Origin of the sequence: Aestuariivirga sp. (assembly GCF_965227715.1) — a bacterium.
Classification (GTDB): Bacteria; Pseudomonadota; Alphaproteobacteria; order Rhizobiales; family Aestuariivirgaceae; genus Aestuariivirga.
Map to the genome: position 1 here is coordinate 514,504 of NZ_OZ245771.1, position 20,945 is coordinate 535,448.

General features: G+C 62.1%; 36 protein-coding genes. 5 read left to right on the top strand and 31 right to left on the bottom strand.

Annotation, left to right across the window (positions count from 1 at the left end):
* Nucleotides 1–6 precede the first annotated feature (6 nt).
* The 31 genes from rplQ to rpsL form a co-directional block, all read right to left on the bottom strand.
* A complete protein-coding gene (gene rplQ, locus ACO06F_RS02450) occupies nt 7–432 on the bottom strand; it encodes a 50S ribosomal protein L17 (protein ID WP_421695115.1) in 426 nt (141 codons plus the stop codon).
* 53 nt (nt 433–485) lie between these two features.
* Nucleotides 486–1,508 carry a DNA-directed RNA polymerase subunit alpha gene (locus ACO06F_RS02455; RefSeq protein ID WP_421695116.1) on the bottom strand — a complete coding sequence of 341 codons (1,023 nt, stop codon included), beginning with the start codon at nt 1,506–1,508 and terminating at the stop codon, nt 486–488.
* Nucleotides 1,509–1,619: 111 nt separating this feature from the next.
* Nucleotides 1,620–2,009, bottom strand: coding sequence for a 30S ribosomal protein S11 (gene rpsK, locus ACO06F_RS02460; RefSeq protein ID WP_421695117.1), 390 nt, complete (start codon nt 2,007–2,009; stop codon nt 1,620–1,622).
* A 13-nt stretch (nt 2,010–2,022) separates the two neighbouring features.
* A complete protein-coding gene (gene rpsM, locus ACO06F_RS02465) occupies nt 2,023–2,391 on the bottom strand; it encodes a 30S ribosomal protein S13 (RefSeq protein ID WP_421695118.1) in 369 nt (122 codons plus the stop codon).
* Nucleotides 2,392–2,592: 201 nt separating this feature from the next.
* Entirely contained in the window at nt 2,593–3,243 is a 651-nt protein-coding gene (locus ACO06F_RS02470) for an adenylate kinase (protein ID WP_421695119.1), read from the bottom strand.
* Nucleotides 3,240–4,571 (bottom strand): preprotein translocase subunit SecY, encoded by a 1,332-nt coding sequence (secY, locus tag ACO06F_RS02475; protein ID WP_421695120.1) that lies wholly within the window; start codon nt 4,569–4,571, stop codon nt 3,240–3,242. Before secY ends, ACO06F_RS02470 begins: the two co-directional genes overlap by 4 nt.
* 63 nt (nt 4,572–4,634) lie before the next feature.
* Nucleotides 4,635–5,123, bottom strand: a complete 489-nt coding sequence (gene rplO / locus ACO06F_RS02480) for a 50S ribosomal protein L15 (RefSeq protein WP_421695121.1) — start codon at nt 5,121–5,123, stop codon at nt 4,635–4,637.
* 12 nt (nt 5,124–5,135) lie between these two features.
* Nucleotides 5,136–5,324 (bottom strand): 50S ribosomal protein L30, encoded by a 189-nt coding sequence (gene rpmD, locus ACO06F_RS02485; RefSeq protein ID WP_421695122.1) that lies wholly within the window; start codon nt 5,322–5,324, stop codon nt 5,136–5,138.
* 15 nt (nt 5,325–5,339) lie between these two features.
* Nucleotides 5,340–5,915: a 30S ribosomal protein S5 gene (rpsE, locus tag ACO06F_RS02490; RefSeq protein WP_421695123.1), complete on the bottom strand. Its 576-nt coding sequence runs from the start codon at nt 5,913–5,915 to the stop codon at nt 5,340–5,342.
* 29 nt (nt 5,916–5,944) lie between these two features.
* Nucleotides 5,945–6,301 (bottom strand): 50S ribosomal protein L18, encoded by a 357-nt coding sequence (rplR, locus tag ACO06F_RS02495; protein WP_421695124.1) that lies wholly within the window; start codon nt 6,299–6,301, stop codon nt 5,945–5,947.
* 12 nt (nt 6,302–6,313) lie between these two features.
* Entirely contained in the window at nt 6,314–6,847 is a 534-nt protein-coding gene (rplF, locus tag ACO06F_RS02500; protein ID WP_421695125.1) for a 50S ribosomal protein L6, read from the bottom strand.
* 10 nt (nt 6,848–6,857) lie between these two features.
* Complete coding sequence (gene rpsH / locus ACO06F_RS02505; RefSeq protein ID WP_421695126.1) at nt 6,858–7,256, bottom strand: 30S ribosomal protein S8; 399 nt, start codon at nt 7,254–7,256, stop codon at nt 6,858–6,860.
* Nucleotides 7,257–7,281: 25 nt separating this feature from the next.
* Nucleotides 7,282–7,587 carry a 30S ribosomal protein S14 gene (rpsN, locus tag ACO06F_RS02510; protein WP_421695127.1) on the bottom strand — a complete coding sequence of 102 codons (306 nt, stop codon included), beginning with the start codon at nt 7,585–7,587 and terminating at the stop codon, nt 7,282–7,284.
* Nucleotides 7,588–7,612: 25 nt separating this feature from the next.
* On the bottom strand, nt 7,613–8,317 hold the full coding sequence (gene rplE, locus ACO06F_RS02515; protein WP_421695128.1) for a 50S ribosomal protein L5: 705 nt from the start codon (nt 8,315–8,317) through the stop codon (nt 7,613–7,615).
* Complete coding sequence (rplX, locus tag ACO06F_RS02520; protein WP_421695129.1) at nt 8,310–8,633, bottom strand: 50S ribosomal protein L24; 324 nt, start codon at nt 8,631–8,633, stop codon at nt 8,310–8,312. Before rplX ends, rplE begins: the two co-directional genes overlap by 8 nt.
* Nucleotides 8,633–9,001, bottom strand: a complete 369-nt coding sequence (gene rplN / locus ACO06F_RS02525; RefSeq protein ID WP_421695130.1) for a 50S ribosomal protein L14 — start codon at nt 8,999–9,001, stop codon at nt 8,633–8,635. Before rplN ends, rplX begins: the two co-directional genes overlap by 1 nt.
* A gap of 47 nt (nt 9,002–9,048) precedes the next feature.
* Complete coding sequence (gene rpsQ, locus ACO06F_RS02530; protein ID WP_395660359.1) at nt 9,049–9,297, bottom strand: 30S ribosomal protein S17; 249 nt, start codon at nt 9,295–9,297, stop codon at nt 9,049–9,051.
* Nucleotides 9,298–9,307: 10 nt separating this feature from the next.
* Nucleotides 9,308–9,502 (bottom strand): 50S ribosomal protein L29, encoded by a 195-nt coding sequence (gene rpmC, locus ACO06F_RS02535; RefSeq protein WP_421695131.1) that lies wholly within the window; start codon nt 9,500–9,502, stop codon nt 9,308–9,310.
* A 14-nt stretch (nt 9,503–9,516) separates the two neighbouring features.
* On the bottom strand, nt 9,517–9,930 hold the full coding sequence (rplP, locus tag ACO06F_RS02540; protein WP_421695132.1) for a 50S ribosomal protein L16: 414 nt from the start codon (nt 9,928–9,930) through the stop codon (nt 9,517–9,519).
* 19 nt (nt 9,931–9,949) lie between these two features.
* Nucleotides 9,950–10,663, bottom strand: a complete 714-nt coding sequence (rpsC, locus tag ACO06F_RS02545; protein ID WP_421695133.1) for a 30S ribosomal protein S3 — start codon at nt 10,661–10,663, stop codon at nt 9,950–9,952.
* Nucleotides 10,663–11,055, bottom strand: a complete 393-nt coding sequence (rplV, locus tag ACO06F_RS02550; protein ID WP_421695134.1) for a 50S ribosomal protein L22 — start codon at nt 11,053–11,055, stop codon at nt 10,663–10,665. The genes rpsC and rplV overlap by 1 nt, the downstream gene beginning before the upstream one ends.
* Nucleotides 11,056–11,058: 3 nt before the next feature.
* On the bottom strand, nt 11,059–11,343 hold the full coding sequence (gene rpsS / locus ACO06F_RS02555; protein ID WP_421695135.1) for a 30S ribosomal protein S19: 285 nt from the start codon (nt 11,341–11,343) through the stop codon (nt 11,059–11,061).
* 10 nt (nt 11,344–11,353) lie between these two features.
* Nucleotides 11,354–12,184, bottom strand: coding sequence for a 50S ribosomal protein L2 (gene rplB, locus ACO06F_RS02560; protein WP_421695136.1), 831 nt, complete (start codon nt 12,182–12,184; stop codon nt 11,354–11,356).
* A 16-nt stretch (nt 12,185–12,200) separates the two neighbouring features.
* Nucleotides 12,201–12,494 carry a 50S ribosomal protein L23 gene (locus ACO06F_RS02565; RefSeq protein ID WP_421695137.1) on the bottom strand — a complete coding sequence of 98 codons (294 nt, stop codon included), beginning with the start codon at nt 12,492–12,494 and terminating at the stop codon, nt 12,201–12,203.
* Nucleotides 12,491–13,108 (bottom strand): 50S ribosomal protein L4, encoded by a 618-nt coding sequence (rplD, locus tag ACO06F_RS02570; protein ID WP_421695138.1) that lies wholly within the window; start codon nt 13,106–13,108, stop codon nt 12,491–12,493. Before rplD ends, ACO06F_RS02565 begins: the two co-directional genes overlap by 4 nt.
* Nucleotides 13,109–13,120: 12 nt before the next feature.
* Nucleotides 13,121–13,825, bottom strand: coding sequence for a 50S ribosomal protein L3 (gene rplC, locus ACO06F_RS02575; protein WP_421695139.1), 705 nt, complete (start codon nt 13,823–13,825; stop codon nt 13,121–13,123).
* Nucleotides 13,826–13,851: 26 nt separating this feature from the next.
* Entirely contained in the window at nt 13,852–14,160 is a 309-nt protein-coding gene (rpsJ, locus tag ACO06F_RS02580; protein WP_421695140.1) for a 30S ribosomal protein S10, read from the bottom strand.
* A gap of 14 nt (nt 14,161–14,174) precedes the next feature.
* Complete coding sequence (gene tuf, locus ACO06F_RS02585) at nt 14,175–15,365, bottom strand: elongation factor Tu (RefSeq protein WP_421694903.1); 1,191 nt, start codon at nt 15,363–15,365, stop codon at nt 14,175–14,177.
* Between the two features lie 24 nt (nt 15,366–15,389).
* Complete coding sequence (gene fusA / locus ACO06F_RS02590; RefSeq protein ID WP_421695141.1) at nt 15,390–17,462, bottom strand: elongation factor G; 2,073 nt, start codon at nt 17,460–17,462, stop codon at nt 15,390–15,392.
* 21 nt (nt 17,463–17,483) lie between these two features.
* Entirely contained in the window at nt 17,484–17,954 is a 471-nt protein-coding gene (gene rpsG, locus ACO06F_RS02595) for a 30S ribosomal protein S7 (RefSeq protein WP_421695142.1), read from the bottom strand.
* Nucleotides 17,955–17,971: 17 nt separating this feature from the next.
* Complete coding sequence (rpsL, locus tag ACO06F_RS02600) at nt 17,972–18,343, bottom strand: 30S ribosomal protein S12 (protein WP_111200369.1); 372 nt, start codon at nt 18,341–18,343, stop codon at nt 17,972–17,974.
* Nucleotides 18,344–18,799: 456 nt separating this feature from the next.
* Here rpsL and ACO06F_RS02605 point away from each other — a divergent pair, with 456 nt between their 5' ends.
* From ACO06F_RS02605 to vapC, 5 genes are all read left to right on the top strand, one after another.
* On the top strand, nt 18,800–19,198 hold the full coding sequence (locus ACO06F_RS02605; RefSeq protein WP_421695143.1) for a VOC family protein: 399 nt from the start codon (nt 18,800–18,802) through the stop codon (nt 19,196–19,198).
* A gap of 71 nt (nt 19,199–19,269) precedes the next feature.
* The gene (locus ACO06F_RS02610) at nt 19,270–20,010 is read left to right on the top strand and encodes a sulfite exporter TauE/SafE family protein (protein ID WP_421695144.1); all 741 of its coding nucleotides are present in this window, start codon (nt 19,270–19,272) and stop codon (nt 20,008–20,010) included.
* An 82-nt stretch (nt 20,011–20,092) separates the two neighbouring features.
* Nucleotides 20,093–20,260 (top strand): DUF1127 domain-containing protein, encoded by a 168-nt coding sequence (locus ACO06F_RS02615; protein ID WP_421695145.1) that lies wholly within the window; start codon nt 20,093–20,095, stop codon nt 20,258–20,260.
* A gap of 48 nt (nt 20,261–20,308) precedes the next feature.
* Nucleotides 20,309–20,539 carry a type II toxin-antitoxin system VapB family antitoxin gene (vapB, locus tag ACO06F_RS02620; protein WP_421695146.1) on the top strand — a complete coding sequence of 77 codons (231 nt, stop codon included), beginning with the start codon at nt 20,309–20,311 and terminating at the stop codon, nt 20,537–20,539.
* Entirely contained in the window at nt 20,539–20,937 is a 399-nt protein-coding gene (gene vapC / locus ACO06F_RS02625) for a type II toxin-antitoxin system tRNA(fMet)-specific endonuclease VapC (protein WP_421695147.1), read from the top strand. Before vapB ends, vapC begins: the two co-directional genes overlap by 1 nt.
* The last annotated feature ends 8 nt before the right edge of the window (nt 20,938–20,945 follow it).

A 20,945-nucleotide genomic window follows, 5' to 3' on the forward strand; every position in this document is an offset into this window, starting at 1 on the left:
TAATGATCAGGCAGCCGCTTCGGCGCTCTCATCCTGCGCCTGCACGGGACCTGAATCCTGGCCGCGTGCGTTCACGTCACGGTCCACAAACTCGATCACGGCCATCGGGGCCTGATCACCATAGCGGAAACCGGCCTTCATGATGCGAAGGTAGCCGCCACTGCGGCCCGCATAGCGCGCGGCCAGCACGTCAAACAGCTTCTTCAGCTGCGTCTCGTCGCGCAGCGTCGACATCGCCTGGCGGCGGGCGTGGAGGCCCCCCTGCTTGCCAAGCGTGATCAGCTTTTCGACGACCGGGCGAAGGTCCTTCGCCTTGGGCAGCGTCGTCACGATCTGCTCATGCTTGATCAATGCCGCAGCCATATTGGCGAACATCGCCTGGCGATGCTCCGCCGTGCGGTTGAACCGGCGGCCCCTGAAACCATGACGCATAACCGTTCTCCTTCAATTCCGGCACGCCACACAAGGGCGCGCCGTTCTGGTTCTCAATAATGTTGTTCGTATTTCTTGGCGAGTTCTTCGATGTTCTCGGGCGGCCAGTTCGGCACTTCCATGCCGAGATGGAGACCCATCTGGGCGAGAACTTCCTTGATCTCGTTCAGCGACTTGCGGCCGAAGTTCGGGGTACGGAGCATCTCCGCCTCGGTCTTCTGGATCAGGTCGCCGATGTAGACGATGTTGTCGTTCTTCAGGCAGTTGGCGGAGCGCACGGACAGCTCCAGCTCGTCCACCTTCTTCAACAGCGCTGCGTTGAACTCCAGTTCGGGGCGGCTCTCCTCGATGATGGCCTTGGAGGGCTCCGAGAAGTTGATGAACACGGAAAGCTGGTCCTGCAGAATGCGCGCGGCATAGGCCACCGAATCCTCAGGGCTCACCGAGCCATCGGTCTCGACATTCATGATCAGCTTATCATAATCGAGGATCTGGCCCTCGCGGGTGTTCTCGATCTTGAAGGACACGCGCTTCACCGGGCTGTAGATGGAATCAACCGGGATCAGCCCGATCGGCGCATCTTCCGGGCGGTTACGCTCGGCAGCGACATAGCCCTTGCCCGTGGCAACCGTGAACTCGACGCGGATTTCCGCACCTTCGTCCAGCGTGCAGATCACATGCTCGGGGTTGAGGATCTGGATATCGCCCGTCGTCTGAATGTCACCGGCGCGGACGACACCCGGGCCGTCCTTGCGGAGCATCAGGCGCTTCGGGCCTTCGCCCTGCATGCCGATGGCGATTTCCTTGATGTTCAGGATCATGTCCGTCACATCCTCACGCACGCCGGCGATCGAGGAGAATTCATGCAGAACGCCGTCAATATGGACGGAGGTGACGGCAGCGCCCTGAAGTGAAGACAGCAGAATGCGGCGCAGCGCATTGCCGAGCGTGGTGCCGAAACCGCGCTCCAGCGGTTCGGCCACGAAAGTGGCGACGCGGCGGCGGTCACGGCCCGGCTGGACCTCGAGCTTCGACGGACGGATCAGTTCCTGCCAGTTCTTCTGGTTGACTTGCATCGTTATGTGCTTCCTGTCGAAAATCCGGCTCCCCTCAGCAGGGAGCCCAAGTTTTCACAAAGATACGAATGAACCGCCCGGAAATTGCCGGACGGTGCGGGGCCTTGAGCGTCAGACGCGGCGGCGCTTCGGCGGACGGCAGCCGTTGTGCGGGATCGGGGTCACGTCACGGATGGAGGTCACCTGCAGGCCGCAGGCCTGGAGCGCGCGGAGTGCGGACTCGCGGCCGGCACCCGGGCCCGACACTTCCACCTCAACGGTGCGCATGCCGTGTTCCATGGCAGCGCGGCCGACCTGTTCGGCGGCGACCTGAGCGGCGTAGGGCGTCGACTTCCTGGAGCCCTTGAAGCCCAGCTTGCCGGACGAGGCCCAGACGATGGCGTTGCCCTGAACGTCGGTGATGGTGATCATCGTGTTGTTGAACGACGAATTCACGTGAACGACGCCGGAGGAGATGTTCTTGCGCTCTTTGCGGCGCGGACGTTGAGCTTCCTTAGCCATGTTCTTTCAGCCTTTACTTCTTCTTGCCGGCAATCGCCTTGGCGGGACCCTTGCGGGTGCGGGCGTTGGTGTGGGTGCGCTGGCCGCGCACGGGCAGGCCCTTGCGGTGCCGCAGGCCGCGGTAGCAGCCAAGGTCCACGAGACGCTTGATGTTGATCGACACTTCACGGCGAAGGTCACCCTCCACCACATAGTCGCGGTCGATGACTTCGCGGATCGCCAGAACTTCGGCATCCGAAAGCTCATTGACGCGCTTGGCCTGATCGATCTTGGTTTTCTCACAGATCTCGACCGCATTCACGGGGCCGATTCCAAAGATGTAGCGCAGCGAAATCGCCACGGGCTTGTTGGTCGGAATGTTGACGCCTGCAATACGGGCCACGCCTGATCTCCTAATCACTTCAACGGCTTAAGCCGCCGATTTCGTATATGTTTCCAGCTTCGACCGGCCGTCTGCAAAGGCATAAGGCCGTACCCCAAGGGGTATTCCCCCTGAAGTCAGCCTGTCTTCGACCGCGATTGGCGCTGTATCTAGATGGGAATCGCTCTCGCGTCAACCTCCAGAACAGCGCTATTTCGGATCTCAAACGCCCTTCAGCACGCCCTCGATCTGGCGGGTCACTTGCGTGATGTCCGCCATTCCGTCGATCGTCTTCAGCGTCCCGCGCCCGCCATAATACTGCACCAGCGGCGCGGTCTGCTTATTGTAGACAGCGAGGCGGTCACGGACCGTCTTCTCGTTGTCATCGGCCCTGCGCGTGAACTGGGTTCCCCCGCACACATCGCAGATGCCTTGAACTTTCGGTTGCTCAAACCGGTCATGATAGCCCTTGCCACAGCTGGCGCAGGTGTAACGGCCGGTGATGCGCTCAACCAGCGCCTCATCGTCAACCTTCATTTCGATCACGGCGTCGAGCTTCAGGCCCTTGCCGCCCAGCATCTCATCCAGCGCCTCGGCCTGGGCCGTGTTGCGCGGGAATCCATCCAGAATGAAGCCCTTCTTGACGTCGGGCAGGTCAAGCCGGTCAGCGATGATGCCAACCACCACAGCATCGGGGACGAGTTCGCCCCGGTCCATGATTTCCTTGGCCTTGCGGCCCGTCTCGGTTCCGGCGGCAACGGCAGCCCGCAGCATGTCGCCCGTGGAGAGCTGCTTCATGCCATGGGCGTCTTCAATAAGCTTCGCCTGCGTACCCTTGCCGGCCCCCGGGGGCCCGAGAAGTATGATGTTCACCGCTTGGAGCCTCTGAGCTTGGACTTCCGGATCAGGCCCTCATATTGCTGGGCCAGCAGATGTCCTTGCACCTGAGCAACAGTATCCATGGTAACGCTCACGACGATCAGCAGCGAGGTGCCGCCGAAATAGAAGGGAACGCCCGTGTAGTTGATCAGGAACTCAGGCAACAAGCACACCGCCACCAGATAAAGCGCACCGATCATGGTAATGCGAGTCAGCACATAGTCGATGTAGTCCGCCGTGCGGTCACCCGGGCGGATGCCGGGAATGAAGCCGCCGTACTTCTTCAGATTGTCCGCCGTCTCCTTCGGATTGAACATGATGGAGGTGTAGAAGAAGGCGAAGAACACGATCAGAGCTGCATACATCACCATGAACAACGGCTGGCCGTGGCCCAGGAGGGCCGTGGCTGTGTTCAGCCATTCAGGGCCCTGCCCCTTGGTGAAATTGGCAACGGTGATGGGCAGCAGCAGAAGCGAAGACGCGAAGATCGGCGGGATCACGCCTGACGTGTTCAGCTTCAGCGGCATGTGCGAGCTTTCGCCCTGGAACATCTTGTTGCCCACCTGGCGCTTCGGATACTGGATCAGAAGGCGGCGCTGGGCACGCTCCATCAGCACGATGAAGGCGATGACGGCAAACGCCATCACGATGATGCCGAGGATCACGAAGGTCGAAACCTGGCCGGTCCGGCCCAGTTCGAGAAGCCCCGCAATACCGCTCGGCAGATTGGCGACGATGCCGGCGAAGATGATGAGCGAGATGCCGTTGCCGATGCCGCGCGAGGTGATCTGCTCACCCAGCCACATCAGGAACACCGTGCCGCCCGTCAGCGTGATGACCGTGGAAAGGCGGAAGAACATGCCGGGATCGACGACGAGGCCGCCCTGCCCTTCAAGTCCCACAGCAATGCCATAGGACTGGAGTGCGGCCAGAAGCACAGTGCCGTAGCGGGTATATTGGTTGATCTTCTTTCGGCCCTGCTCGCCTTCCTTCTTGAGCTGTTCAAGATGGGGTGAGACCGACGTCATCAGCTGAATGATGATCGAGGCCGAAATATAGGGCATGATGTTGAGGGCGAAGATCGCCATGCGGCCAAGTGCGCCGCCGGCCAGATTGTTCACCCAGCCCAGGATACCGTTGGAATTCTGTGCAGCGAATTTCGCCAGCTGGACCGCGTCAACGCCGGGGATCGGGATGTAGCTGCCAAGACGATAGACAATCAGCGCGCCGAGCGTGAACCAGATGCGCTTCTTCAGATCTTCCGACTTGGCGAGCGCGCCGAAGTTCAGGTTTGCGGCAAGTTGTTCAGCGGCTGATGCCATAGTCTCGTCCTCGCACAGCGGTCAGGGCCCCGTATGTGGGGCCCCGTTCCGGTGCCTGCAAGCTTACTTCGCGTCCGGTGCCGGCTTGTCAGCCGGCTTCAGCATCTTGACCGAGCCGCCCGCTTTCTCGACGGCAGCCACGGCGCCGGCCGTTGCGTGATAGACCTCGAATGCGACCTTGGACCTGAGCTCGCCCTTGCCGAGCAGGCGAACGCCGCCCAGCGGAGCGGAGATCACGCCAGCAGCGAGCAGAGCAGCGGCCGTCACCGGCTGGCCGGCATCGAGCTTCTTGGCATCGATCGCCGTCTGCACGCGGGACAGATTCACTTCGTTGTAGTCCACCTGGTTCGGCTTGTTGAAGCCGCGCTTGGGCAGACGGCGGTAGATGGGCATCTGGCCGCCTTCGAAGCCGGCCTTCGCACCACCCTTGCGGGCCGTCTGGCCCTTGCCGCCGCGGCCCGCGGTCTTGCCGAGGCCGGAACCGATGCCGCGGCCCACACGCTTCTTGGCGTGGCGGGAACCGGGATTATCGGCAATTTCATTGAGCTTCATGGGAGCTAATCCTTATTCCACGACGCGCACGAGGTGCGCGACCTTGGCGATCATGCCGCGAACCGCAGGCGTGTCCTGCAGGGTCGAGGTCTTGTTCATCTTGTTCAGGCCGAGACCGATCAGGGTTGCGCGCTGCTCGCCGGGACGGCGCTGCGGGCTCGCAACCTGCTTGATGGTGACCGTCTTCTGGGCATTCGCCATGATCGGTTTCCTCTCTTACTCGGCGACGGCTGCGGCGGAACCACCGCGGCGGCTCATCACCTCAGACACCTTCTTGCCGCGGCGGGAAGCGACGGCACGCGGGCTCGTCTGCTTCTTCAGCGCGTCGAAGGTGGCGCGAACCATGTTGTAGGGATTGGAAGAGCCCTTGGACTTCGCAACGACGTCCTGCATGCCCACCGACTCGAAGACGGCGCGCATCGGGCCGCCCGCGATGATGCCGGTGCCGGGAGGAGCGGTGCGCAGCGTCACCTTGCCCGCACCCCAGCGGCCGTCGATGTCATGATGCAGCGTGCGGCCTTCGCGCAGCGGCACACGGATCAGGCCACGCTTGGCCGACTCGGTAGCCTTGCGCACGGCTTCCGGCACTTCGCGTGCCTTGCCGTGGCCGAAGCCGACGCGGCCCTTCTGGTCACCAACGACGACGAGAGCTGCAAAGCCGAAGCGCTTGCCGCCCTTCACCACCTTGGCGACGCGGTTGATGTGGACCAGCTTGTCGATGAACTCGCTGTCCCGGTCTTCACGGTTGTCACGGTCCTTGCGGTCACCGCGCTCCGAACGTTCCTTAGCCATATTGCTTTCCGCCTATCTTTCGCCGGAGATTAGAAGTTGAGGCCGCCCTCGCGGGCAGCGTCTGCGAGCGCCTTGACGCGCCCGTGATAGAGGTAGCCGCCGCGATCAAACACGACGTCCTTGACGCCGGCCTTGATCGCCCGCTCGGCGATGAGCTTGCCGATCGCAGCCGCGGCATCCTTGTCGGCGCCGGTCTTGATCGTGCCCTTCACGTCCTTCTCGAGAGAGGACGCAGCGGCGACGGTCACACCCTTGGTGTCGTCGATGATCTGGGCGTAGATGTTCTTGGAAGAGCGGAACACTGACAGCCGGGGACGCAGTGCACCGCGCGCGGCGAGCGCCTTGCGGACGCGGGCCTTGCGGAGTGATTGAGATTTCGTAGCCATGGCCATCACCTGTTACTTCTTCTTGCCTTCCTTGCGGAAGATGTATTCGCCAGCATACTTCACGCCCTTGCCCTTATAGGGTTCGGGGCCGCGGAAGTCGCGGATCTCTGCCGCAACCTGGCCGACGCGCTGCTTGTCGATACCGCTGATCACGATTTCCGTGGGCTTCGGCGTCTTGATGTCAATGCCATCCGGAATCGGATAGTTGATGTCATGGCTGTAGCCAAGCGCCAGGTTCAGGGACTTGCCCTGAACGGCCGCGCGATAGCCCACGCCGGTGATTTCGAGGTTCTTCGTGTAGCCGTCCGTCACACCCTTGATCATGTTGGCGATCATGGTGCGGGACATGCCCCAGGCTGAACGAGCCAGCTTGGTCTTGTCCTTCGGGTCCACCTTGACGGCGCCCTCTTCCATCTTCGCGATCACCTGGTCGGTGAGCACGAACTTGAGTTCGCCCTTGGGGCCCTTGACCGCAACGTTGCTGCCAGCAAGGTTGACGGTGACGCCGGCGGGGACGGGAACTGGTTTCTTACCGATACGAGACATGTGACCGACCTCAGAATACGGTGCAGAGGACTTCGCCGCCCACGTTTTGTGCGCGTGCGTCGGCATCCGACATGACACCCTTCGGCGTCGACAATATGGAGATGCCGAGGCCGTTGAAGACGGTCGGCAGCGTCTGCACCGAAGCGTAGACGCGGCGGCCGGGCTTCGAAACCCTCTGCAGCTCGCGGATCACCGGGGCGCCATCGAAATACTTGAGTTCGACTTCGATCTCGGCCTTGTTGCTGCCCTGCTGCACCACGGCGAAGCCGCGGATGAAGCCTTCGCCCTGCAGCACGCTCAAAACGTTCTCGCGCAGCTTGGAGTGGGGGACGGCCACTTTGGACTTGCCCCTCTCCTGCGCATTGCGGATACGAGTCAGCATATCGCCGATCGGATCATTCACACTCATTCTTCTCTCCTGAAGTCCGTATCTGTTACCAGCTCGACTTGACCATGCCCGGGATCAGACCCAGGTTGGACATCTCGCGAAGCGCCAGACGCGACATCTTAAGTTTGCGATAGTAGGCACGCGGACGGCCCGTAACCTCGCAGCGGTTGCGGATCCTGTTCTTGGCGGAATTGCGCGGCATCTCGGCAAGCTTGAGCTGTGCCGCGAAGCGCTCTTCCATGGTGACCTCCTTGTTCTGGATGATCGCCTTGAGTTTCGCACGCTTGCCGGCATACTGCTTCACCAGTTTGCGGCGGCGGTTGTTCTTCTCTACCGAGCTCGTCTTAGCCATATGGGCTTTACCTCAGCTGATCTGTTTACGCCGCGGCCTTGCGGGCGGGCTTGCGGAAGGGGAAGTTGAAGGCGTCAATCAGCGCGCGGGCCTCGGCATCGGTGGTGGCCGAGGTGCAGATGATGACGTCCATGCCCCAGACTCGATCGATCTTGTCGTAGTCGATTTCCGGGAAAACGATGTGTTCCTTGATGCCAAAGGCATAGTTGCCGTTGCCATCGAAGCTGCGGTCGGTCAGGCCGCGGAAGTCGCGGACGCGCGGCAGGGCGATGTTGATGAGCCGGTCAAGGAACTCATACATGCGGACCTTGCGAAGCGTCACCTTGGCACCGATCGCCAGGTTCTCGCGAATCTTGAACTGCGCGATGGCGTTGCGGGCCTTGGTGATCACGACCTTCTGGCCGGCAATCCGTTCGAGCTCGCTCGCGGCAACCTGAACCAGCTTCGAGTCCTGGGTTGCTTCGCCAATGCCCATGTTCAGAACGATCTTGGTGATCTTCGGAACCTGCATGGCGTTTTCATAGCCGAACTGCTTGATGAGAGCGGGGCGGACAACCTCGTCATAGTGCTTGCGCAGGCGCGGCACATAATCAGCAGGCGTTGCCAGCGTGCCCGGAGCAGCCTTGGCGGCAGGAGCAGACTTTTCAGCCTTCTTCGCTTTCGCCACGGCACCCTTGGCTTCAGCCGCGGGCTTCTTCGCCGCGGGCTTCTTTGCCTCTTCCTTAGCCATCGATCACTTCTCCCGAGCGCTTGGCGACGCGCACCTTCTTGCCGTCACCCAGAGTCTTGTAGCCGATACGGGTCGGCTTGCCGTCCTTCGGGTCCCGCAGTGCCAGGTTCGACACGTGGATCGGGAGTTCCTTGGAGACGATGCCGCCTTCCTGCGAAGGCGTCTGCTTCTGGTGACGCTTGGCCACATTCACGCCGCGCACAACGGCGCGGTTTTCGGACGGGATGGTGCGAATGACTTCGCCCTGCTTTCCCTTGTCCTTGCCGGTCGTGACGACAACTCTGTCGCCCTTGCGGATCTTAAGCTTCGCCGACATCAAAGCACCTCCGGTGCAAGCGAAATGATCTTCATCTGGTTCTTGGCGCGCAGCTCTCTCGGCACGGGTCCGAAAATACGGGTCCCCACCGGTTCTCCTTGCGCATTGATGAGCACCGCGGCATTGCGGTCGAAGCGGATCACCGAGCCATCCGAGCGGCGGATGTCCTTGGCGGTGCGCACAACGATCGCCTTCATGACCGTGCCCTTCTTGACGCGGCCGCGCGGAATGGCTTCCTTGATCGACACCACGATGATGTCGCCGACGGAGGCATACTTGCGCTTGGAGCCGCCCAGCACCTTGATGCACTGGACACGGCGGGCGCCGGAATTGTCCGCCACATCGAGATTTGTTTCTTGCTGGATCATCTGATCACCCGTTCACTCATGGAAGCCCTGGGGGCTCCCTGTTCTCTTTAAGCCTGACCCGCCGCGACCTTCTCGACCAAGGCCCAACGCTTCTGCTTTGACAGCGGACGCGTCTCCTCGATACGGACGATGTCGCCGCTCTTGGCTTCGTTCTTCTCGTCATGGGCGTGGTACTTCTTCGAAAGACGAACCGTCTTCTTGAGCACCGGGTGACGCAGGCGGCGCTCGACGAGCACCACGATTGTCTTGTCGTTCTTGTCGCTCACCACGACGCCCTGCAGGATGCGCTTCGGCATATTCTATCTCCTACTTCGCGGCGGCCTGCTGCGACTGCACGGTCTTCAACCGTGCAATGTCGCGGCGGATCTGGCGGATGCGCGCGGTATTCTCAACTTGGCCCGTCGCCCTCTGGAAGCGCAGATTGAACTGCTCCTTCTTGAGCTTCAGAATTTCGTCCTTGACCTGGTCCTTGGTCATGACGCGGATGTCCTTGGCTTGCATGTCGGTCACCCCTCTTATTCGCCGAGGCGCGCAACAAAGCGCGTCTTGATCGGGAGCTTTGCAGCGGCCAGGCTCAGGGACTCTTCAGCCACTGCGCGCGGAACGCCGTCGATTTCGAACAGCACGCGGCCGGGCTTGACACGCGCCGCCCAGTATTCCGTCGACCCCTTGCCGGAGCCCATGCGGACTTCGGCCGGCTTCTTCGACACCGGAACATCCGGGAACACCCGGATCCAGATGCGGCCGGCGCGCTTCATGCCACGGGCGAGAGCGCGGCGGGCAGCCTCGATCTGGCGCGCGGTGAGGCGGTCGGGCTCCACGGCCTTGAGGCCGAAGGCGCCAAAGTCCAGCGTGTTGCAGCTGGTCGACTTGCCATGGATGCGGCCCTTGAAGGCCTTGCGGAACTTGGTACGCTTTGGTTGAAGCATTTTCGCTAATCCCTAATCCTCAAGCCGCGTCGCGATCGCGGCGGCCGCGGGACTGGCCGGCATCGGCCGGCTCATTCATGCGCTTGTCCTGCGCCATCGGATCATGCTCAAGGATTTCACCCTTGAAGATCCAGACCTTGACACCATTGGTGCCGTAGGTCGTGAAGGCGGTGGCCGTACCATAGTCCACGTCGGCGCGCAGCGTGTGAAGCGGCACGCGGCCTTCGCGGTACCATTCGGTACGGGCGATTTCGGCTCCGCCAAGGCGGCCCGAACAGGTGATCTTGATGCCCTCGGCACCCATGCGCTGGGCGGACTGGACGGCCCGCTTCATTGCACGGCGGAAGGCCACGCGGCGCTCGAGCTGCTGAGCGATGTTCTCGGCCACCAGCGTTGCATCCACTTCGGGCTTGCGCACTTCAACGATGTTGAGATGCACTTCGGAGCTCGTCATGTCCTGCACCTTGCGGCGCAGCTTTTCGATGTCCGCACCCTTCTTGCCGATGACCACACCCGGGCGTGCCGAGTAGATGGTGACGCGGCACTTGCGGTGCGGGCGCTCGATCAGGACCTTGGAAACACCGGCCTGCTTCAGCTCCTTCTTCAGATATTCGCGGATCGCGATATCTTCATGGAGAAGCTTGCCGTATTCGCGCGAATTGGCGAACCAGCGCGAATCCCAGGTGCGGTTGATACCGAGGCGAAGGCCAATCGGATTGACTTTCTGACCCATCAGGCGGCCTCCTTGCTCTCTTCACGCACTTCGCGGACGATGATCGTCAGTTCGCTGAAGAACTTCTCGATGCGGCCCACACGGCCACGGGCGTTGGGCATCCAGCGCTTCATGACCAGGTTCTTGCCGACCCAGGCCTGAGACACGACCAAATTGTTGATGTCGAGATCATGGTTGTTCTCGGCATTGGCGATGGCGGACTCGAGCGTCTTCTTGACGTCCTTGGCGATGCGGCGGCGCGAGAAGGTGAGATAGGCGAGCGCCTTTTCCACCTTCATGCCGCGGATCTCCGAGGCCACGTCATTCAGCTTGCGGGGCGAGATGCGGATCGACCGGGTCACGGCCTTCGCCTCATTCTCCGGCAGGCCGCGCGGGCGTGCTTTCTTGCTCATGGCTTACTTGCCTCCGGCTTTCTTGTCGCCGGCGGTGTGGCCATGGAAGGTCCGCGTGGGCGAGAACTCGCCCAGCTTGTGACCCACCATTTCCTCCGACACGAGGACAGGAATGAACTTGTTGCCGTTGTGGACCTGGAACGTCAGGCCCACGAACTGCGGCAGAATGGTCGAACGGCGGGACCAGGTCTTGATGGCCTGGGCGCGTCCACCGGTGCCGCGAGCGGCTTCCGCCTTCTTGAGGAGGTACCCGTCCACGAACGGGCCTTTCCATACAGAGCGTGTCACGGTCTACCTCTTACTGCGACTTCTTGCGGTCGTGGCGCGACCGCACGATGAATTTCTGGGTCCGCTTGTTGGAGCGGGTCTTGGTGCCCTTCGTCGGCTTGCCCCAGGGCGTTGCCCAGTGCTTACCGCCGTTGGTACGGCCGCCGTTCGGGTGATCGACCGGGTTCCGCGCGATGCCGCGGGAAATCGGGCGCTGGCCCTTCCAGCGGTTGCGGCCGGCCTTGCCGATCACTTCGTTCATGTGGTCGGGGTTGGACACCGCACCGACGCTCGCAATGCAGCTCGCGTCAACCATGCGGGTTTCGCCCGACTTCAGCTTCAGAAGCACATAGCCCTGATCGCGGCCCGCGACCATCGCATAGGTGCCGGCAGACCTGGCGAGCGTTCCGCCCTTGCCAGGCTTCGTTTCGATGTTGTGGACGATCGTGCCCACCGGCATGGCGCCGAGCGGCATCGCATTGCCGGGCTTCACGTCAACCGACTTGCCGGCAACAACCGAATCACCAACGGCCAGGCGCTGCGGCGCCAGGATGTAGGAGAGCTCGCCATCGGCATATTTGATGAGGGCGATGAAAGCCGTGCGGTTCGGATCGTATTCGATACGCTCCACCACGGCCGTGATGTCATGCTTGGTGCGGCGGAAGTCGACCAGGCGATAGGCCTTCTTGTGCCCGCCACCCTGCCCGCGCGTGGTGATGCGGCCCGAATTGCCGCGGCCACCATTCTTGCTCAGACCCTCGACGAGGGACTTGACGGGCTTGCCCTTCCACAGCTGGCTGCGGTCCACCTGAATAAGGTGGCGGCGGCCGGCGCTGGTTGGATTAAATGTTTTGAGTGCCATTGTCTTATCTCACCACTCAGAGGCCGGTCGTCACGTCGAGCCGCTGTCCCTCTTCGAGGGTAACATAGGCGCGCTTCACGTCGCTCAGAAGGGCCAGCTGGCCCTTGAAGCGGCGCTGTTTGCCCTTGCGGACCAGCGTATTGACGGCCTTCACCTTGACGCCAAACAGACCTTCGACGGCCTTCTTGATGTCGGGCTTCGTGGCGGTGCGCGCCACGTTGAAGACCACCGTGTTATGCTCGGAGACCAGCGTCGCCTTTTCGGTGATCGCGGGGCTCTTGATGATGTCGTAGTAGTGTTCCTTGCTCACTTGAACCGCGCCTCCAGCGCTTCGACGGCCGCCTTGGTGAGAACCAGCTTCTTGCGGCGCAGAATGTCGTAAACGTTGATACCCTGGATCGGCAGCACATCGATGTTCGGGATGCTGCGGGCGGCCTTGGCGAAGCTCTCATTCACGTTCGAGCCGTCAATGATCAGCGCATTGGCGAGACCGAGCTTCTCAAAAGCATTGAGCAGCGTCTTGGTCTTGCCGTCCGAGGCTGCGCTGTCCAGGATGACAAGCGACTGATCCTTGGCCTTGCTCGAAATGGCATGGCGAAGGCCCAGGGCGCGGATCTTCTTGTTCAGCGACGTCTCATGGCTGCGCGAGCGCGGGCCGAAGGCCTTGCCGCCGCCGACGAAGATGCCGGCCTTGCGCGAACCGTGGCGGGCACCGCCCGAACCCTTCTGGGGACCGAGCTTCTTGGTGGTGCGGGAAATTTCCCCACGCGACTTCGCCTGGTGCGTGCCCTGCTGGCGCTTGTTGAGCTGCCACTGGATCACGCGGTGGATCAGATCGGCGCGCGGCTCGAGCCCGAAGATGTGCTCGGCGAGTTCGATCTCACCGGCTGTCTTCGCCTCGATGGTGTGAATATCGGCTTTCATGTCCGTCAACCCTTACTCTGCTGCCGGAGCCGCGGCGGCTTCGGGAAGCTTGAAGGCGCCCGGCTTCGGCGCGCTGTCCGGAAGCTTGCGCTTCACGGCGTCGCGCACGGAAACCCATGCACCCTTGACGCCCGGCACCGAGCCCTTGACCATGATCAGGCCGCGGTCGGTATCGGTCTTGACGACGACGATGTTCTGCGTCGTCACGGTTTCAGCACCGAGGTGGCCAGGCATCTTCTTGTTCTTGAAGACCTTGCCCGGATCCTGGCGGTTGCCGGTGGAACCGATGGAACGGTGGCTCACCGACACGCCGTGCGTGGCGCGCAAGCCCCGGAAGTTCCAGCGCTTCATGCCGCCGGCGTAACCCTTACCCATGGAGGTCGCGGTCACGTCAACGAACTGGCCGGGCACGAAGTGCTCGACGGTGATTTCAGCACCAACCGGAATGACGTTGTCCGGAGACACACGGAACTCCTTGAGCTTCCGCTTCGGCTCGACCTTGGCCACGGCAAAGTGGCCGCGCTCGGCCTGTGTCAGCCGCTTGATCTTCGGAACGCCAGCACCAAGCTGCAGGGCAGTGTAACCGTCCTTGTCGCTCGTCTTCTGCGCGACGACCTGACAGTTATCGACCTTCAACACGGTCACGGGAACAACAACTCCCTCTTCCGTGTAGATGCGGGTCATGCCCAGCTTCTGTGCGATGAGACCAGAACGCATCGCTTCACTCCTTCAAAGCTCTAAGCTTAGAGCTTGATTTCAACATCGACACCGGCGGCCAGATCGAGCTTCATCAAAGCATCGACTGTCTGCGGGGTCGGATCGACGATATCGAGCAGGCGGCGGTGAGTCCGCATTTCGAACTGCTCACGGCTCTTCTTGTCGACGTGGGGCGAACGGTTCACGGTGAACCGTTCGATCCTGGTCGGCAGGGGCACCGGGCCCTTGACCTGCGCGCCCGTCCGCTTGGCCGTATTGACGATTTCGCGCGTCGACGAATCGAGGATGCGATGATCGAAAGCCTTGAGGCGGATGCGGATATTCTGACGTTGCATGTCTTTGTCCGCCCTTAGTCTGTAATCTTGGCGACGACGCCGGCGCCGACGGTACGGCCGCCTTCACGGATGGCGAAGCGGAGCTTCTCTTCCATGGCGATCGGCGTGATCAGTTCGACGTCGAACGAGATGTTGTCGCCCGGCATCACCATTTCGGTGCCTTCCGGCAGCGTCACCACGCCCGTCACGTCCGTCGTGCGGAAGTAGAACTGCGGGCGGTAGTTGCCGAAGAACGGCGTGTGACGGCCACCCTCTTCCTTGGTCAGGATATAGGCTTCCGCCTTGAACTTCTTGTGAGGCTTCACCGTGCCGGGCTTGCACAGCACCTGGCCGCGCTCAACGCCTTCACGATCAATACCACGCAGCAGCGCGCCAACATTGTCGCCAGCCTCACCTGAGTCCAGCAGCTTGCGGAACATCTCGATGCCGGTCACCGTCGTCTTCTGCGTGTCGCGGATGCCGATGATCTCGACTTCCTCGCCAACCTTCACAATGCCGCGCTCGATGCGCCCGGTCACAACCGTGCCACGGCCCGAGATCGAGAACACGTCTTCGATCGGCATCAGGAACGGCTGATCCTTCGGACGCTCCGGCTGCGGAATGTAGCTGTCAACCGCTTCCATCAGCTTCAGAACCGCATCGCGGCCAATCTCGGGGTTCTTGCCCTCGAGCGCGCACAGCGCCGAACCACGGATGATCGGAATGTCATCGCCCGGGAACTGGTAGGACGAAAGCAGCTCGCGCACCTCCATCTCGACGAGGTCCAGAAGCTCCGGATCGTCAACCATGTCCACCTTGTTCATGAACACCACCAGCGCCGGAACGCCAACCTGGCGGGCGAGCAGGATGTGCTCACGCGTCTGCGGCATCGGGCCGTCAGCAGCTGACACCACCAGAATGCCGCCGTCCATCTGGGCAGCACCGGTGATCATGTTCTTCACATAGTCGGCGTGACCGGGGCAGTCGACATGCGCATAGTGGCGCTTCGTCGTCTGATACTCGACGTGGGCCGTATTGATCGTAATACCGCGGGCGCGCTCTTCCGGCGCCTTGTCGATCTGGTCATACGCCGTGAACGTGGCGCCGCCCGTCTCGGCCAGAACCTTGGTGATCGCTGCCGTCAGCGACGTCTTGCCATGGTCAACGTGACCAATCGTGCCAATGTTGCAGTGCGGCTTGTCGCGGTTGAATTTCTCTTTGGCCATCGGATGTCTCCGTTCTCAGCTTAATTAGGCGTATTTCTTTTTGATTTCTTCGGCCACCTGGCCCGGAACCTGGGCATAGTGGTCGAACTGCATCGTGTAGGATGCGCGGCCCTGGCTCATGGAGCGCAGGTTGTTGATGTAGCCGAACATGTTGGCGAGCGGCACCAGCGCGTTGATGATGTTCGCGTTGCCGCGCATCGACGTGCCGACGATCTGGCCGCGGCGGGAGTTGAGGTCGCCGATGACCGAGCCCACGAATTCTTCAGGCGAGGTAACCTCGACCTTCATCATCGGCTCGAGCAGCACGGCGCCCGCATTCTCGAACGCCTCGCGCATCGCGGCGCGGGTGGCGATTTCGAAGGCGATCGCGGAGGAGTCGACTTCGTGGTAGGCGCCGTCAATCAGGGCAACCTTCAGGTCAACGACCGGGAAGCCGATCAGCGGACCAGAGGAGAGCACCGAATTCAGGCCCTTTTCGACGCCGGGAACATATTCCTTCGGCACCGAGCCACCAACAACGCGCGATTCGAAGGCATTGCCTGCGCCCGGCTCGTTCGGCTCGATTTCGAGGATGACGCGGGCGAACTGGCCCGTGCCGCCGGTCTGCTTCTTGTGGGTGTAATCCTTGGTCACCTTGCGGGTGATCGCCTCACGATAGGCAACCTGCGGGGCGCCGACCTGGACTTCAACCTTGTGGGTGCGCTTCAGAATGTCGACCTTGATGTCGAGGTGAAGTTCGCCCATGCCCTTGATGATGGTCTCGCCGGACTCTGAGTCCGTCGACACGCGGAAGGACGGATCTTCGGCTGCGAGCTTGTAGAGCGCCACGGCCATCTTTTCCTGGTCGCCCTTGGTCTTGGGCTCAACCTTCATTTCGATGACGGGGTCCGGGAACTCCATCTTCTCGAGGATGACGGGCTTTGCCGGGTCGCACAGCGTGTCACCCGTGCGGGTGTCCTTGAGGCCGACGAGAGCGACGATGTCGCCCGCATAGGCTTCGGCGATTTCCTCGCGGTTGTTGGCGTGCATGAGAACCATGCGGCCGACGCGCTCGGACTTTTCGCGGGTCGAGTTCAGAAGTGCCGTGCCCTTGTGCAGGACGCCAGAATAGATGCGGCAGAAGGTCAGGATGCCATACTGGTCATCCATGAGCTTGAAGGCGAGGAGCGACAAGGGTTCCGTGTCGGAAGACGGACGCGTGACCTCTTCGCCATTGCGCGGATCGATGCCCTTGATGGCCGGGCGGTCGAGTGGCGACGGCAGATAGTCGACGACGGCGTCGAGCAGCGGCTGAACGCCCTTGTTCTTGAAAGCCGAACCGCAGAGAACCGGGAAGAAGGCGCCGGTCAGAACGGCCTTGCGCAGCAGCTTCTTGATGGTGGGATTGTCGATTTCCTTGCCATTCAGATAATCGTCCATGGCCTGGTCGTCGAGTTCGGCGCAGGCTTCGATCATCTCGGCGCGGGCCTGCTCGGCCGCGGCCAGCAGATCAGCCGGAATATCTTCATCGTGGAACTTGGCGCCGAGGGCTTCGTCTTCCCAGACCACGGCCTTCATGCGGACGAGGTCGATGATGCCCTTGAAGTTGATTTCGGAGCCGATCGGCAGCTGGATCGGAACAGGGCGGGCGCCGAGGCGTTCCTTGATGTCCTTGATGCACTGCTCGAAGGACGCGCCGGTCTTGTCCATCTTGTTGCAGAAGACGATACGCGGAACAGAGTATTTGTCGCCCTGGCGCCAGACGGTCTCGGTCTGGGGCTCAACGCCCTGGTTCGAGTCGAGCACGCAGACGGCGCCGTCGAGCACACGCAGCGAACGCTCGACTTCAATGGTGAAGTCCACGTGGCCAGGCGTGTCGATGATGTTCATCCGGTGACCGTTCCAGAAAGCGGTCGTGGCGGCGGACGTGATGGTGATGCCGCGCTCCTGCTCCTGCTCCATGAAATCCATGGTCGCAGCGCCGTCGTGCACTTCGCCGATCTTGTGGCTCTTGCCGGTGTAATAGAGGATGCGCTCGGTGGTCGTCGTCTTGCCGGCATCAATGTGGGCCATGATGCCGAAGTTGCGATAGTCCTCGAGGGCGTGAACGCGGGCCATAGTCTTGGTGTCCTGTATCTCTTACCAGCGGTAGTGCGAGAAGGCGCGGTTGGCTTCGGCCATCTTGTGGGTGTCTTCGCGCTTCTTCACCGCGGTGCCGCGGTTCTGCGAAGCGTCGAGCAGTTCGCCCGAGAGGCGTTCCACCATGGTGGTTTCGTTGCGGTTGCGGGCCGCCGTGATGATCCAGCGGATGGCGAGAGCCTGGCGGCGCTCGGTGCGGACTTCGACGGGCACCTGATAGGTGGCGCCACCCACACGGCGGGAGCGCACTTCAATGGCCGGAGCCACGTTGTTCAAGGCATCATGGAAGACCTGAATGGGGTCTGCCTTGGCCTTGGCCTGGATCTTGTCGAAGGCACCGTAGACGATGCCCTCGGCAACCGACTTCTTGCCCTCATACATGAGGTTGTTCATGAACTTCGAGACGACGAGATCGCCGAACTTCGGATCCGGATTGATTTCACGCTTCTCGGCGCGATGACGACGCGACATATTCTGATCTCCCGATCTTACTTGGGACGCTTCGCGCCGTACTTCGAACGACGCTGGCGACGCTTGACGATGCCCTGCGTATCGAGAACGCCGCGGATGATGTGGTAGCGAACACCGGGAAGGTCCTTCACGCGGCCACCGCGGATCATGACCACCGAGTGTTCCTGAAGGTTATGACCTTCACCCGGAATGTAGCTCACGACTTCGAAGCCGTTGGTCAAACGGACCTTGGCCACCTTGCGAAGGGCCGAGTTCGGCTTCTTCGGCGTCGTGGTGTAAACGCGCGTGCAAACGCCGCGCTTTTGCGGGCAAGCCTGCATCGCCGGGACCTTGTTGCGATAGGTCGGTGCCTGGCGGGGCTTGCGAATGAGCTGGTTGATCGTCGGCATTGTGGCCTTGTCTCTACCTTCGAACCCGATTGCACATAACAAAAACACCAGCGCAATCCGGGCTCTTGGATCGCGCAGTGCTCAAAACCAGAGGACCATGGAGCCGGCAGGGCCCACAGGGTCTTGACCTTGAATGTTTCTTCTTCCGCTCCCTCGAAAGCGTTTCGATGCGCGGAGCACCGACTGCCTGCCGTTGGGAACGTGCGGGTATCTACGTTCGTGAGCGCGCGCTGTCAACCCCAAAAAGCGGCCTATTTGCCGGGCCTGCGGGCCGATTTCGGCGTTTCGCCGGGGTTTTTTGTGCACCGCACACAGGATTCGCAGCGATTCCCGGTCTGCGGGCAGCGGGTTGCCACAATGTATCCCTGTCTTGCCACATGGTTGCCCGGATCGGACCCGATTCTGCGTCCGGACGGCGATATTGGCACCCCCATTCAGGATGAAAGGAAGAATCGCATGGCATCCTCGCCCCTGAAAGTCTGGTGGCATGAACTCAACACCTGGGAGCCTGAGCAGGCCAGACACTTTTATCGTGTAACGCTCGGTTGGGATTTTGAGCCGACGACGTTGCCGGACGGCACGCGCTACTGGCTGGCCCACAAGGACGGCCGCGCCGTCGGTGGCATCTTCCAGCTGACGGAGCCGGACTTCGAGGGGATACCCTCCCACTGGATGACCTATCTGGCCGTGGAGGACATTGTGGATGCCCAGTCCAGGGCCGAGCTCGCGGGCGGAGAAATCATCCGGCCCGCCTTCCGGCTTCCGGGCGTGGGGCGGCTTTCGGTTGTGGGCGATACGGCCGGCGCCATCATCGGGCTGATCGAGCCTGAAGAGCCGCGCCCGCCTGTCCATTAGGTCGGGGCGCTCTGGCGCTAGGCGCATCGGCCGAAGCGGCGTTTTCTCCGTGGCGAACAGGATCGCCGCCGGTGCCCGACCTTACCCACCTTGCATTTGCCTCCGGGCTGGTTTTCCTGGCGGCGATCGTGCGAGGTTATTCGGGCTTCGGCTTTTCCCTGCTGGCGATCACCTCGCTCTCCCTCATCTTTCCGCCTGCCCGGATCATTCCCGCCATCTTCCTGCTGGAGATTGCGGCAAGCCTGCACCTGCTGCCGGCGATCTGGGGCCATGTTCACTGGCGCTCGATCGGCTTTCTGGCCGCCGGCACGCTGCTGGGCACGCCCCTGGGCGTCTATGCCCTGGCCAATGTGCCCCCCGCTCCGATGACCCTGGCGCTCGCCCTCTTCGTGCTGCTTGCCACGGGCCTCCTGTGGCGGGGATTTGCCCTGGCGCGCATGCCGAACGCCCCGGCCACGGTTGCGGTGGGTGCGGCTGCGGGACTGGCCAATGGTGCCTTCGGCATCGGCGGGCCGCCGGTGATCCTGTTCTATTTCGCCAGTCCCGCGGGCCATGCCGCAGGCCGCGCCTCGCTCATCGCCTATTTCCTGCTGACGGATCTGGCAGGCCTCGGCTTCCTCGCCCGCGAGGGGCTGGTGACGAGGGAATCGGGCCTCTTCGCAGCGGCCTTCCTGCCCGCACTTGCCGCGGGGGTGTGGCTGGGGGCGCGGATCTTCCGCACGGCGAACCCTGCCCGCTTCCGCCAGATCGTGCTGGCGATCCTCGCCATTCTGGCCCTGCTTACGGCCGGAAAGGCTGTGCTGGCATTTTAATGGGCGGACGTGACGGCCGTCACAGCAGGCCCGGGGCGGGCCCATTAGTCAGGGCCCACAACAAGAGATGAGGAACACCCCGATGACCGCCCTCCCGCTTTCCGCCCGCCTCGCCAGCAGCCTGGACACGCTCACCCGCCCCCTGCGCCGCCGCCGCGCCTATGCCCAGCTGAGCACACTCGACGACCGGATGCTGACCGACATCGGCCTCAACCGCGTCGACGTGGACGACATGCGCCGGATGTGGTGAGGGGCGGAGCGGCTTGAAAAGTATATCCCTCATGTATATACATTGTTCATGAGCCGCTCCACCGTTTTCAAGTCCAACAAGACGCAAGCCATCCGCCTGCCCAAGGCGGTGGCTTTGCCGGACCACGTCAAGAAGGTGGAGATTATCGCCAGGGGCAATGCCCGGGTGATCCTGCCTGCAGGCGGCAGCTGGGCGGACTTCTTCGCAGGCCCCCGGCTCGACGATGATTTCCTGAACGAGCGCAACCAGCCCCTGCCCCAGCGCCGCGACGACCCCTGATGCTGGCCTATCTGCTCGATACGGACATCTGCATCCACGCCCTCAAGAAACGCAGCGCCGCGCTGCTCGAAGCCTTCACCGCCCATGACGGCCGCATGGCCGTGTCGGACGTGACGCTCTTCGAACTCTATTATGGTGCGGAACGATACGAGGATCCCGCCGCCCGCATCGCCATTCTCGAGAGCTTCGCAGCCCGGCTGGACATCCTCCCCTTCGACACCCGCGCAGCCCTGCACGCCGGAAACATCCGCGCCACGCTCGAACGTCAGGGCCAGATGATCGGCGCCTATGACCTGATGATCGCCGCCATTGCCCGCTCACAGGGGCTGGTGCTGGCGACGGGAAATGTGCGGGAATTTGAGAGGGTGGAGGGGTTGCGGGTGGAGAGGTGGGGGTGAGAGTAGGC